Here is a 12933-nt window from a genome sequence, read left to right on the forward strand (position 1 = left end):
GCCCTCACTCGCCGCGGATGTAGCCTTCCAGGTGGCGGATCAGCTCCGCCTGCTGCACGGTGGTCGCCTTGACCAGGTCACCGATGGACAGCAGTCCGATCAGCTTGCCATTGCCCATCACCGGCAGGTGGCGCAGGTGGTGGTCGGTCATCATCTGCATGCAGTCGCCCACGGTCTGCTGCGGCAGCACGATGATGACCGCCTCGGTCATGATCTCGCTGACCGGGGTGGCATAGGAGGAACGCCCCTCCAGCGCCACCTTGCGCGCATAGTCACGCTCGCTGACGATGCCCACCAGCTCGCCGTCGCGCATCACCGGCAGGGCCCCGACGTTCTTTTCCGCCATCAGCCGCAGGGCGTCGAGCACCCAGGCGTCCGGAGCGATGGTGTAGACGTCCTGCTGGGTCTTGAGGGCGAGCAACTGGGCGACGGTTTTCATGGTGGTTCTCCTGAGGTGCGGCGAGCGTGACCGGCGACGCCTGGCAGAGCCGGTCAGCTGATTACATCAGGCCGCTTGAACGCCCTTGTCGCCCGAACGACGTCGATCCCGCCACAGGCGCCATGCCAGGGCCAGCAGGAAACCGACCGTCAGCAGCAGCACCATGGTCGGTGCTGGCGCGCTGTCCCAGACCAGGCTCAGCAACACCCCGCCCAGGGCGGCCGCCACGGCCAGCGTCGTGGCCACCAGCAGCATCCAGCCAAAGGAGCGGGTCAGCAGGAAGGCGGTGGCACCAGGGGCGATCAGCAAGGCCACTACCGGCACCATGCCCACTGCCTGCAGGGCGCCGACCACGGTCAGGGCGATGAGTCCGAGCAGGCCGTAGTGCAGCAACTCTACCCGCAGGCCCAGGGCCCGTGCCTGGGCGGCATCGAAGGCCAGCACCAGCAGGTCGCGCCAGCGACAGACCAGCGCCAGCAGCACCAGGGCGGCGATCACCGCCATCTGCCAGAAGGCCTCCGGGGTCACTCCCAGCAGGTCGCCGAGCAGGATGTGGTCCAGGTGCAGCTCGGTGGGCAGCCGGGCGTGCAGCACCAGGCCCAGGCCGAACATGCCGGAGAAGACCACGCCCATGAGGGTGTCCTGCTTCACCCGGCTGTGGCGCTTGAGATAGCCGGTGGCTAGGGCGCAACCCAGTCCCGCGACGAAGGCGCCCACGACCAGGGGCGCCCCCAGCGCCGAAGCCAGCACCAGGCCGGGAAACACCGCGTGGGCGATGGCGTCGCCCAGCAGCGCCCAGCCCTTGAGCACCAGAAAACAGGACAGCAGCGCCGTGGGCACCGCCACTAGCACGGCCATCAGCAGCGCCTGGCGCATGAAATCGACTTCCAGGGTCAGCAGCAGCCAGTCCATCAGCCCGCCTCCGCCGTCCGCCGCGCCCGGCGCCGATTGGCCAGCAGGCCGTGACGCGGCGCCAGCACGAAGGCCAGCAGAAAGATCAGCGTTTGCAGGACCACCACGCAGCCTCCGGTGGCGCCGTCGAGGAAGTAGCTGAGATAGGTGCCCAGCAGGCCGCTGCCGACGCCGATGGCCACGCTGATCAGCACCACCCGCGAGAAGCGATCACTGAGCAGATAGGCCGTCGCCCCCGGCGTCACCACCAGGGCGATGACCAGGAAGGCGCCCACCGTCTGCATGGCCGCTACGGTGCTCAGCGCCAGCAGGGTAAAGAACAGCAGCTTGTAGCCGGTGGGATTGAGGCCGCAGGCACGCGCCTGGCCCTCGTCGAAGAACACCAGCAGGAGGTCGCGCCACTTGAGCAGCAGCACCAATAGGGAGACGGCGGCGATGATCAGCAGCTGGCGACTGGCCTCGGGGGTGATGGCCAGGATGTTGCCGAAGACGATGGTCTGGATGTCCACCGCCACCGGCGCCAACGAGACCAGGAACAGGCCGCCACCAAAGAAGGCGCTGAAGATCAGGCCGATGATGACGTCTTCCTTGAGCCGAGTGTATTGCCGCAGCCCCAGCATGGCCCCGGCCGCCGCGCCGCCGGCGAGAAAGGCGCCCAGGGCCAGCGGCAGCCCGAGCAGATAGGCGCCGGCCACCCCCGGTACCACGGCATGGGACAGGGCATCGCCGATCAGCGACCAGCCCTTGAGCATCAGATAGGCGGAGAGAAAGGCGCACAGCCCACCCACCAGGGCCGCCGCGCCCAGGGCGTTTTTCATGTAGCCGTAGGCCAGGGGTTCCAGCAGCCACTCCATCAGGCACGCTCTCGCCACTGGGGCGGTTGCGACGCCTGGCGTCCCCCCTCGAACAGGCGCAGGGCGCCACCGAAGGTCCGCTCCAGATTCTCCCGGGTAAAGACCTCGGCCGTCGGCCCCTGGGCCAGCACGGTGCGATCGAGCAGCACGGTGCGGTCGCAGAAGCGCTCGATGCTGGCCAGGTCATGGGTCGAGACCAGCATCGAGCGACCCTCGGCGCGCAGGGCCTGGAGCAATTCGATGATGGCGCGCTCAGAGGTCGCGTCCACCCCGGTGAAGGGTTCATCCAGCAGGATCACCCGGCTGTCCTGGGCCAGGGCGCGGGCGAGGAAGACGCGCTTCTTCTGGCCACCGGAGAGTTCGCCGATCTGCCGTTTGCGCAAGTCGGTCAGCCCTACCCGGGCCAGGGCGGCGGCCACCGCCTGGTGATCGGCGGCGCGCGCCAGGCGCAGGAAATTCATCCGGCCATAGCGCCCCATGAGCACCACGTCTTCCACCCGCACCGGAAAGTCCCAGTCGACGTCTTCGCTCTGGGGCACATAGGCGACCAGATTACGCTTCAGGGCCTGGGTCACCGGCAGGTCATCGACCCGCACCTGACCGGTGCGCAGGGGCACGAAGCCCATGATCGCCTTGAACAGGGTGGACTTGCCGCTGCCATTGACGCCCACCAGGGCGGTGATGGACCCGCCGGGCACCACCAGGCTGGCGTCGCGCAGGGCGGTATGGCCATTGCGATAGGTCACGCCGACCCCGTCGAGAGCGATCATGGCGCCAGCCCCTTGACCAGGGTTTCGGTGGTGACCCGCAGCAGGTCGAGATAGGTGGGCACCGGACCGTCGGCGGCGCTCAGGGAATCCACATAGAGCACCCCGCCGTAGCGGGCGCCGCTCTCCCGCGCCACCTGCTCGGCCGCTGCGGCGGACACGGTGCTCTCGCTGAACACCGCCGGAATCCGCTCGGCGCGCACTGTCTCGATCACCCGGCGCACCTGCTGCGGGGTGCCCTGGGCATCGGCGTTGATTGGCCAGAGATAGAGTTCCTTGAGGCCCAGGTCACGCGCCAGATAGCTGAAGGCACCCTCGCTGGAGACCAGCCAGCGGCGCTGCTCGGGAATCCCCTGCAGCTGCTGGCGCAGGGGATCGAGGGTGGCGGTGATGCGCGTTTTGTAGGCCTCGGCGTTACGGCGGTAGGTCTCGGCATTGGCCGGATCGTGCTGCACCAGCGCATCGCGGATGTTGTCGACGTAGACCAGCGCCGCCTGCGGCGACATCCAGGCATGGGGATTGGGCTTGCCGGCATAGGGGCCCTGGGCGATGACGATGGGCGCGACGCCCTGGGAGACCACCGCGCTGGGCACGTCCTTCATGCGGCTGAAGAAACGCTCGAACCAGAGCTCCAGATTCAGGCCGTTCCACAGCACCAGCTGGGCATCGCGAGCTTTGAGCAGATCGCCCGGGGTGGGCTGGTAGTTGTGGATCTCGGCACCGGGCTTGGTGATGGACTCCACCTGAGCGGCGTCGCCCGCCACGTTGCGCGCCATGTCGGCGATCACCGTGAAGGTGGTGACCACCTTGAACGGCTCCGCCGCCTGGACAGGGTTGCCCAGCAGCAGTCCCAACAAACCCATCAGGGTCCAGCGTTTCGTCTTCTCCAGCATCCGGCCAGCCTCTCGGTAGTTATAGCCTTGGCTAAATTAGATAGCACAACCTATCAGAGGTGCAGGGAGACTTTGTAACCTGGGATGAGAACGCTCGACAGGGATACGAGCAGGGAAAGGCGCCTCGGCAGGAACGCACGCGAGGCAGCGCGGCAGGACCAAGCGGCCCTGCCTACTAGGTAGAAGGTCAGTGCGCGGTGTGCGCCAGGGTAACGCGCGACCGCTCGGGCTGGGGCTCCAGCGGACGACGTTCGGCAGGCTGGTCGAGCAGCTTGTCCAGCAGACCACGCAAGGCACGTCTCTTCAGATCTTTCAGCATCGCGAATCCTCCCGGGATCGTTATAGCCTTGGCTATATTAAATAGCAGACCCTATCGAGAGGTGTTAGTGCTTTTTCTCAATCGAATGGATAGAAACCGCCCATAAAAAAGGGGGCCTAGTGGCCCCCGAGGGAAATCGAAGTGATCTCAGCCTTCGATTTCAATCAAGACTTCACCCGGATTGACCCGGTCGCCCTTGGCCACCCGCACCGCGATGACGGTGCCGGCGATGGGCGCCTGGATCTCGGTCTCCATCTTCATGGCTTCGGTGACCAGCACGCCCTGCCCGGCCTTGACCTGATCGCCTTCCTTGACCAGCACCTCGACGATGTTGCCCGGCATGGTGGTGCTGACATCGCCCGGACGCTCCGCCTGGCGCCGCCGCTGGCCGCCTTCGGCGACGAAATCGCCGCTGGCCTCGAACACCACCTCTTCCGGCACCCCGTCGATGGACAGGTAGAAGTGCCGCTTGCCCTCGCTCTTGAGGCCGATGCCGGTGATGTCCACCTGGTAGGTCTCGCCGTGCACATCGACGCTGAAGGCGGTCGGCACACCCTGGCCACCCACCGCGGCCACGCCATCGGCCGACGGCATGGGCAGCAAGGCTTCCGGCACCAGGGTGCCGGCAGCGCGTTCTTCGAGGAATTTGCGTCCGATATCGGGGAACATGGCGAAGGTCATCACGTCCTCTTCGCGCTTGGCCAGGTCGCCGATCTCGGCACGCAGTCGCGCCAGCTCGGGGCTGAGCAGATCGGCCGGACGTCCCTCGATGACCTCTTCCTGGCCGATGGCCTGCTTGCGCAACTGCTCGCAGATGGCGCCCGGCGCCTTGCCATAGCGACCCTGCAGATAGAGCTTCACCTCGTTGGTGATGGTCTTGTAGCGCTCGCCGGCCAGCACGTTGAAGAAGGCCTGGGTGCCGACGATCTGCGAGGTCGGCGTCACCAGGGGCGGATAGCCCAGGTCCTTGCGCACCCGCGGGATCTCCTCCAGCACCTCGTTCATGCGATTGAGGGCGCCCTGCTCGCGCAACTGGTTGGCCAGGTTGGAGATCATGCCGCCCGGCACCTGGTTGACCTGCACCCGGGTGTCGACCCCGGTGAATTCGCTCTCGAACTGGTGGTACTTCTTGCGCACCGCATGGAAGTACAGACCGATCTCCTGCAGCAGTTCCAGGTCCAGCCCGGTGTCGTAGGGCGTATCGCGCAAGGCGGCGACCATGGATTCGGTACCCGGGTGGCTGGTGCCCCAGGCCATGCTGGAGATCGCCGTGTCGATGCGGTCGGCGCCGTTCTCCACCGCCTTGAGCTGGCACATGGCGGCCACCCCGGCGGTGTCGTGGGAGTGCACCACCACATCCAGCGTCAGGGCCTCCTTGAGCGCCCTGACCAGCTCGCCGGTGGCATAGGGGGTGAGCAGACCGGCCATGTCCTTGATGGCGATGGAATCCACGCCCAAGTCGGCCATGCGCTTGGCCTGGTCGACGAAGGCCGCCACGCTGTGTACCGGGCTGGTGGTGTAGCAGAGGGTACCCTGGGCGTGCTTGCCGCTGGCCTTGACCGCGCGGATGGCGGTCTCCAGGTTACGCACATCGTTCATGGCATCGAAGATACGGAAGACATCGATGCCATTGGCTGCCGCGCGCTCGACGAAGGCCTCGACCACATCATCGCTGTAGTGCCGATAGCCCAGCAGATTCTGCCCACGCAGGAGCATCTGCAGGCGGGTATTGGGCAGCGCCTGGCGCAGCTGGCGCAGACGCTCCCAGGGGTCTTCCTTGAGGAAGCGCACGCAGGCGTCGAAGGTGGCGCCACCCCAGACTTCCAGCGACCAGTAGCCGACCTGGTCGAGCTTGGCGCAGATCGGCAGCATGTCTTCGGTACGCATGCGGGTCGCCAGCAGCGATTGGTGGGCGTCGCGCAGGATGGTGTCGGTGATCTGGATGCTTTTCATTGTTCTGTCCTTACAAACCGGCATGGGCGGCGATGGCGGCGGCGATGGCGATGGCCAGGTGCGTCGGGTTGCGCTTGATCGAGTACTGGGTCAGCTCCGGATGACTCTCCACGAAGCTGGTGTTGAAGCGCCCGCTGCGGAATTCGGGATCGCGCAGGATGGCCTGGTAATAGGGCGCGGTGGTCTTCACCCCCTGCACGCGCATGTCGTCCAGGGCGCGCAGGCCACGGTCCATGGCCTCTTCCCAGGTCAGCGCCCAGACGATCAGCTTGAGGCACATGGAATCGTAGTACGGCGGGATCACGTAGCCGGTGTAGATGGCGGTGTCGGTACGCACCCCCGGGCCGCCCGGCGCGTAGTAGCGAGTGATCTTGCCGAAGCTCGGCAGGAAGTTGTTCTTGGGATCCTCGGCGTTGATGCGGAACTGCAGGGCGAAGCCGCGGTGCTGGACGTCTTCCTGGGCAAAGGACAGCGGCAGCCCGGAGGCGATGCGGATCTGCTCGCGGACGATGTCGATGCCGGTGATTTCCTCGGTGATGGTGTGCTCCACCTGCACCCGGGTGTTCATCTCCATGAAATACACCTCGCCCTCGGCGAGCAGGAATTCCACGGTACCGGCGTTCTCGTAGCCCACCGCCTTGGCGGCACGCACGGCGAGATCACCGATGTAGGCGCGCTGCTCGGGAGTCAGCTGGGGGCTGGGGGCGATCTCGATCAGCTTCTGGTTGCGTCTCTGGATGGAGCAGTCGCGCTCGAACAGATGCACGGTGTTGCCGTGGCTGTCGGCGAGGATCTGCGCCTCGATGTGCTTGGGATTGACGATGCACTTCTCGAGAAACACCTCGGCCGAGCCGAAGGCCTTGGTCGCCTCGGAAATCACCCGCGGATAGGCCTGCTCCAGCTCCTCACGCGAGTTGCAGCGGCGGATACCGCGCCCGCCGCCGCCGGAGGTAGCCTTGAGCATCACCGGGTAACCGATACGATCGCCTTCGCGCAGGGCCTCGGCGATGTCCGCCACGTTGCCTTCGGTGCCCGGGGTGCAGGGCACGCCGGCGGCGATCATGCTGCGCCGCGCTTCGGTCTTGTCGCCCATGCGGCGAATGACCTCGGCGGACGGTCCGATGAAACGGATACCGCGCTGGGCGCAGATTTCCGCCAGTTCGGCGTTTTCGGAAAGGAAGCCATAGCCGGGATGCAGGGCATCGCAGCCGGTCTCCACGGCCAGGTTCACCAGCTTGCGCGGGTTGAGATAGCCCTCCAGCGGATCGCTGCCGATCCCATGGGCTTCGTCGGCACGTTTCACGTGGAGCGCTTGGCGATCGGCGTCGGAATAGACCGCTACCGAGCGGATGCCCATCTCGGCACAGGCACGCACGATGCGCACGGCGATCTCGCCCCGATTGGCGATAAGTATCTTCTTGATCACACCTGGCTCCTTGTCTGCTGCAACCTGCAGCCGCTTGTTATTGCCGGTGATCCGAAGCTACGCCAGGGCCTCTCTTATGGAAAATAAATAATTGTTGGATACTCCATAAGTCATCACTTATGGATATCGCCGATGCCCATGCGTAAGCCCTTGATGCGACTCACCTTCCGCCAGTTGCAGGTGTTCGAGGCCGTCTGCGAGGCCCGCTCCTACAGCCGCGCGGCCGACATCATGGCGCTTACCCAGCCGGCGGTGAGCCTGCAGGTGCGCCAACTCGAAGAGGTGGTAGGCGCGCCGCTGTTCAACTACGTCAATCGCACCCTCTATCTCACCGAGGCCGGCGAGGCCTTGCGCCAGACCGGGCGTGATCTCTTCGCCCGGCTGGGCAGCCTGGACATGCAGCTGTCGAATCTGCGCGGTGCCCTGCACGGCCAGTTACGCCTGGGGGTGGAGAGCAGCGCCCAGTACCTGGCACCGCACCTGTTCAGCCAGTTTCGTAGCAGCCATCCCCAGGTCGATCTGGCGCTGACCGTGGGCAACCATGCCCGGGTGCTACGAAGGCTGACGGAGAATCGCGAAGACGTGGCGCTGATGTCCGGCGTGCCGAGCGGCACGGATCTGGAGTTCCTGCCGCTGCTGGACAACGCCATCGTCGCCGTGGCGCGCCCGGGCCATGCGCTGGCCGGGCGCCGCGGGCTGAGCCTGCGCGACCTGACGACCTATCCGCTGCTGGTGCGCGAAGTCGGCTCCGGCACGCGCCAGGCCTGCGAGGACTATCTCAAGCAGAAGCGCGCCCACTTCGCCGAACAGCTGGAGATCGGCGCCTTCGAAGCGCAACGCGAAGCGGTCCGCGCCGGACTCGGGCTGGCCCTGCTGCCGCGCCAGGCCATTCGTAGCGATCTCGCCGCCGGCAGCCTGGTCGAGCTGGACGTCGCCGAATTGCCGCTGCGACGTTCCTGGTGCGTGGTCCAGGTCCGTGGCAAGCCGCTGTCGCCAGTGGCTCAGGCCTTCGTCGACTATCTGCGCGGCCAGCGCAGCCTGATCAATGCGTTAGGTATTGCCCTGGAGCCTGCTGCCGGCGCTGGGCCTGGCGTTCGTCCAGCAGCTGATTGAGAAACAGCAGTTCATCGAGTTCCACGGCAAGCCGCTGTTCTTCGGCTCGGGCCTCGATGGCACGGCGGAATTTCATCCGCCGTTGATCCTGTAGCTTTCTGCGAGTCTTGCTGTCGAGACGAACGCTGGATTGCTGGATGAGAGCGGTCATGCCAATTCCTCCGGGCTGGGATCGGAATGGCCAGCTTCACCCTAACAGGTGACGGTTTGGCGACAGCGAGACGACTATTGGGTGTCGCTGTGCTTGGTCGACTTCGACGACAGCCGCAGACTGCGCAGGCTGCGCTTCACGCTCTTGAGATGCTCGACCAGCGCCGGACCACGGGACATGGCCACGCCCATGGCCAGCACATCGATCACCACCAGGTGGGCGATGCGCGAGGTCAGGGGCACATAGATGTCGGTGTCCTCGTGCACGTCGATGGCGATGTTGACCGTGGACAGATCGGCCAGCGGCGTCTGCCCCGGGCAGATGGTGATCAGCGCGGCGCCATTATCACGAACCAGATTGGCGGTGATCAGCAGGTCCTTGGAACGCCCCGACTGGGAGATGCAGATGGCCGCATCGGAAGGCGTCAGGGTCGCCGCCGACATCGCCTGCATGTGCGGATCGGAATAGGCAGTGGCGCTGAGCTGCAGGCGAAAGAACTTGTGCTGGGCGTCGTTGGCCACCGAACCCGAGGCGCCAAAGCCGTAGAACATCACCCGCTGGGCCTTGGCGATCGCCTCGATGGCCGTTTCCAGGGCGCGCATGTCCAGGCGCTCGCGCACGTCCATGAGGGTGTGCAGGGTGGTGTCGAAGATCTTCAGGCTGAAGTCTTCCACCGCATCGTTCTCATGGATGGCGAACTGGCCGAAACTGGCCCCCGCCGCCAGGCTCTGGGCCAGGCGCAGCTTGAGATCCTGGAACCCATCGCAGCCGATGGCCCGGCAGAAACGCACGATGGTGGGCTCGCTGACGCCAACGTTGTGGGCGAGGTCGGCCATGGAGCTGTGCATGACGGCAGCCGGATCCACCATGACCTGCTCGGCGACCTTGAGCTCCGACTTGCGCAGCAGGTGGCGGGATTGAGCAATGTGTTGCATGAGGTTCACAGGCATGTCTCGTCTAGCGGGCGGATGTAGTGCGCCGTACTTATACTACATAACGGTCGCCAAGGCTCTTGGTCATTACGATTCAGCAGGGCCCTTTTCACGGTCGTACCGGCACCAGGTAGTCGCCTGAACAAGCCACTACCGGAAACTGGGCAGCTTTTGAACCGCTCTGCGCAAGGCCTTGCGCAGATTTCCGCGCAGGAGCGCACAGTCGCTCCGCCCGTGCTCTGTAGTCTTTTTTCAACCTACTGATCAGAAAGGATTTTTCAGTTCTGGCACAACCCTTGTTAGGTCTTGGTACCCGGGCCATGAAGCCCTATCACCAGGCAAGGAGAGCACCATGCCAACCCCCGCGTACCTGTCCCTCGAAGGCACCAAGCAAGGCCTGATCACCGCTGGCACCTTTACCGAGGACTCAGTCGGCAACATCTTCCAGGAAGGCCACGAAGACCAGATCCTGGTCCAGGCCTTCAACCATCAGGTGATCATTCCCCGCGATCCCCAGTCCGGTCAGCCCACCGGCCAGCGCGTGCACAAGCCGCTGATGATCACAAAGGTCTTCGACAAGGCCTCGCCGCTGATCTTCAACGCCCTCACCTCCGGCGAACGCCTCGGCAAGTGCCGCCTGGAGTGGTACCGCACCTCGGCCACCGGTACCCAGGAGCACTACTTCACCATCGAGCTGGAGGACGCCATCATCGTCGACGTCCAGTCGCGCATGCCCAACTGCCAGGACCCGAGCATGGCGCACTTCACCCACCTCGAAGACGTCTACTTCACCTACCGCAAGATCGTCTGGACCCATGAGGTCTCCGGCACCTCCGGCTCCGACGACTGGCGCTCGCCGATCGCCGCCTGACGCATCGATCACAGGCGTCCTTTCGAACCCCGGCCAGACCCGCTGGCCGGGGTTCGGCTGTCCTGCCCTGCCCGCTTCGCCTCCCATCCGTCCGGTTTGGCGCTCCTTTCACCGCATCGGTAGAATGCGGCGATGAACGACGACATCTCCCTGCTGCTCAATTCCCTCAACGATGCCCAGCGCCAGGCCGTAGCCGCGCCCCTGGGTCGCCAACTGGTCCTGGCCGGTGCCGGCTCGGGCAAGACCCGGGTGCTGGTGCACCGCATCGCCTGGCTGATCCAGGTCGAGCGCGCCTCGCCGCACTCCATCCTCTCGGTGACCTTCACCAACAAGGCCGCCGCCGAGATGCGCCACCGCATCGAGCAATTGCTGGGCATGAGTCCGCAGGGCATGTGGGTCGGCACCTTCCACGGCCTGGCCCACCGTCTGCTGCGTGCCCACTGGCAGGAAGCGGGGCTGTCGCAGAATTTCCAGATCCTCGACAGCGATGACCAGCAGCGCATCGTCAAGCGGGTGATCCGCGAACTGGGCCTCGACGAGCAGCGCTGGCCAGCGCGCCAGGCGCAGTGGTTCATCAACGGCCAGAAGGACGAAGGCCTGCGGCCGCAGCACATCCAGGCCGCCGGTGACCTCTTCCTCAGCACCATGCGCAGCATCTACGAAGCCTACGAGGCGGCCTGCGCCCGTGCCGGGGTGATCGACTTCTCCGAGCTGCTGCTGCGCGCCCTGGATCTCTGGCGCAACAATCCCAGCCTGCTGGAACACTACCAGCGGCGCTTCCAGCATCTCTTGGTGGACGAATTTCAGGACACCAACGCCGTCCAGTACGCCTGGCTCAAGCACCTCGCCCAGAACGGCGCCAGCCTCATGGTGGTGGGCGACGACGACCAGTCCATCTATGGCTGGCGTGGCGCCAAGATCGAGAACATCCAGCAATTCAACGAGGATTTTTCGGCCGAGATCATCCGTCTGGAGCAGAACTACCGCTCCACCGACACCATCCTCAAGGCCGCCAACGGTCTGATCGCCCACAACTTCGGCCGGCTCGGCAAGGAATTGTGGACTGATACCGGCGAAGGCGAGGCCATCACCCTCTATGCCGGCTTCAACGAGCACGACGAGGCGCGCTACATCGTCGAGACCATCGAGAGCGAGTTCAAGAAGGGCACCCGGCGCAGCGAGATGGCCATCCTCTACCGCTCCAACGCCCAGTCACGGGTGCTGGAAGAGGCACTGCTGCGCGAGAAGATCCCCTATCGCATCTATGGCGGCCTGAGGTTCTTCGAGCGTGCCGAAATCAAGAACGCCATGGCCTACCTGCGGCTGATCCAGCATCGCCACGACGATGCCGCCCTGGAGCGGGTGATCAACGTGCCGCCGCGGGGCATCGGCGAAAAGACCGTGGAAGCGCTGCGCACCGCCGCGCGTGCCCAGAACACCTCGCTGTGGCAGGCGTTGCACGACCTGGTCGGCGCTCGCGCGGTGTCCGGTCGCGCCGCCTCGGCGCTCAACGTCTTCGTCGAGCTGGTCGATACCCTGGCGCTCAAGGCCGAGGACCTGTCCCTGCACAATCTGGTGCAGCAGATCATCGAACAGACCGGCCTGGTCACCTTCCACAAGGAAGAAAAGGGCGAAAAGGGGCAGGCTCGGGTGGAAAACCTGGAAGAACTGGTCAGCGCCGCCCGCTCCTTCGACTTCAGCGGCGACGAGGAGATGACGCCCCTGGCGGCCTTCCTCGACCATGCGGCGCTGGAATCCGGCGATACCCAGGCCGACAGCCATGAAGACAGCGTCCAGTTGATGACCCTGCACAGTGCCAAGGGCCTGGAATTCCCGCTGGTGTTCCTGGCTGGCATGGAGGAAGGGCTGTTCCCGCACAAGATGAGCCTGGAAGAGCCTGGCCGGTTGGAAGAGGAACGCCGCCTGGCCTATGTCGGCATAACCCGCGCCATGCGCCGCCTGGTGATGAGCTATGCGGAGACCCGCCGGCTCTATGGCAGCGAGACCTACAACAAGGTCTCGCGCTTCGTCCGCGAGGTACCGGACGGGCTGATCCAGGAGGTGCGGCTGTCCAATGCGGTCAAGCAGCCCTTCGCCGGCAGCCGTCCCAACCTCTTCGCCCAGGCACCGGTGCCGGAAACCACCTTCAGCCTCGGCCAGCCGGTGCGTCATGCCCTGTTCGGCGACGGTGTCATCCTCAACTACGAGGGCTCCGGCGCCCATGCCCGGGTGCAGGTGAACTTCAAGTCCGAAGGCAGCAAGTGGCTGATGGTGAGCTACGCCAAGCTTGAACCGCTCTAGGC

Annotated in this window: 13 protein-coding genes; 3 read left to right on the forward strand and 10 right to left on the reverse strand. The window is 65.3% G+C overall.

Translation table 11 applies throughout. The features are described 5' to 3' along the window. Positions 1 to 4: 4 nt before the first annotated feature. The 8 genes from V6W80_RS23655 to V6W80_RS23690 form a co-directional block, all read right to left on the reverse strand. Complete coding sequence (locus V6W80_RS23655) at positions 5 to 439, reverse strand: CBS domain-containing protein (protein ID WP_017639179.1); 435 nt, start codon at positions 437 to 439, stop codon at positions 5 to 7. Between the two features lie 66 nt (positions 440 to 505). Continuing rightward, complete coding sequence (locus V6W80_RS23660; protein WP_093252975.1) at positions 506 to 1351, reverse strand: metal ABC transporter permease; 846 nt, start codon at positions 1349 to 1351, stop codon at positions 506 to 508. Beyond that, positions 1351 to 2205 (reverse strand): metal ABC transporter permease, encoded by an 855-nt coding sequence (locus V6W80_RS23665; RefSeq protein ID WP_338545530.1) that lies wholly within the window; start codon positions 2203 to 2205, stop codon positions 1351 to 1353. Before V6W80_RS23665 ends, V6W80_RS23660 begins: the two co-directional genes overlap by 1 nt. Further along, entirely contained in the window at positions 2205 to 2975 is a 771-nt protein-coding gene (locus V6W80_RS23670; RefSeq protein WP_338545531.1) for a metal ABC transporter ATP-binding protein, read from the reverse strand. Before V6W80_RS23670 ends, V6W80_RS23665 begins: the two co-directional genes overlap by 1 nt. Continuing rightward, positions 2972 to 3865, reverse strand: coding sequence for a metal ABC transporter substrate-binding protein (locus tag V6W80_RS23675; RefSeq protein ID WP_338545532.1), 894 nt, complete (start codon positions 3863 to 3865; stop codon positions 2972 to 2974). Before V6W80_RS23675 ends, V6W80_RS23670 begins: the two co-directional genes overlap by 4 nt. Positions 3866 to 4052: 187 nt before the next feature. Then, positions 4053 to 4184 carry a hypothetical protein gene (locus tag V6W80_RS23680; RefSeq protein WP_257704930.1) on the reverse strand — a complete coding sequence of 44 codons (132 nt, stop codon included), beginning with the start codon at positions 4182 to 4184 and terminating at the stop codon, positions 4053 to 4055. Positions 4185 to 4331: 147 nt separating this feature from the next. Further along, positions 4332 to 6137 carry a sodium-extruding oxaloacetate decarboxylase subunit alpha gene (oadA, locus tag V6W80_RS23685; RefSeq protein WP_338545533.1) on the reverse strand — a complete coding sequence of 602 codons (1806 nt, stop codon included), beginning with the start codon at positions 6135 to 6137 and terminating at the stop codon, positions 4332 to 4334. 10 nt (positions 6138 to 6147) lie between these two features. Next, positions 6148 to 7563 carry an acetyl-CoA carboxylase biotin carboxylase subunit gene (locus tag V6W80_RS23690; RefSeq protein WP_064307073.1) on the reverse strand — a complete coding sequence of 472 codons (1416 nt, stop codon included), beginning with the start codon at positions 7561 to 7563 and terminating at the stop codon, positions 6148 to 6150. A 138-nt stretch (positions 7564 to 7701) separates the two neighbouring features. Here V6W80_RS23690 and V6W80_RS23695 point away from each other — a divergent pair, with 138 nt between their 5' ends. After that, a complete protein-coding gene (locus tag V6W80_RS23695; RefSeq protein WP_338547502.1) occupies positions 7702 to 8676 on the forward strand; it encodes a LysR family transcriptional regulator in 975 nt (324 codons plus the stop codon). Here V6W80_RS23695 and V6W80_RS23700 read toward each other — a convergent pair. Then, positions 8606 to 8827: a PA3496 family putative envelope integrity protein gene (locus V6W80_RS23700; RefSeq protein WP_081594569.1), complete on the reverse strand. Its 222-nt coding sequence runs from the start codon at positions 8825 to 8827 to the stop codon at positions 8606 to 8608. The genes V6W80_RS23695 and V6W80_RS23700 overlap by 71 nt on opposite strands. A gap of 74 nt (positions 8828 to 8901) precedes the next feature. Next, positions 8902 to 9771 (reverse strand): transcriptional regulator HexR, encoded by an 870-nt coding sequence (gene hexR / locus V6W80_RS23705; RefSeq protein ID WP_017639169.1) that lies wholly within the window; start codon positions 9769 to 9771, stop codon positions 8902 to 8904. Positions 9772 to 10111: 340 nt separating this feature from the next. On the opposite strand from hexR, the gene V6W80_RS23710 reads away from it, so the two are divergent. Both V6W80_RS23710 and uvrD read left to right on the forward strand, forming a co-directional pair. Further along, positions 10112 to 10630 (forward strand): Hcp family type VI secretion system effector, encoded by a 519-nt coding sequence (locus V6W80_RS23710; protein ID WP_017639168.1) that lies wholly within the window; start codon positions 10112 to 10114, stop codon positions 10628 to 10630. A gap of 132 nt (positions 10631 to 10762) precedes the next feature. Then, complete coding sequence (uvrD, locus tag V6W80_RS23715) at positions 10763 to 12931, forward strand: DNA helicase II (protein ID WP_017639167.1); 2169 nt, start codon at positions 10763 to 10765, stop codon at positions 12929 to 12931. The last annotated feature ends 2 nt before the right edge of the window (positions 12932 to 12933 follow it).

It is taken from the genome of Pseudomonas benzopyrenica (assembly GCF_036884265.1).
GTDB lineage: Bacteria > Pseudomonadota > Gammaproteobacteria > Pseudomonadales > Pseudomonadaceae > Chryseomonas > Chryseomonas benzopyrenica.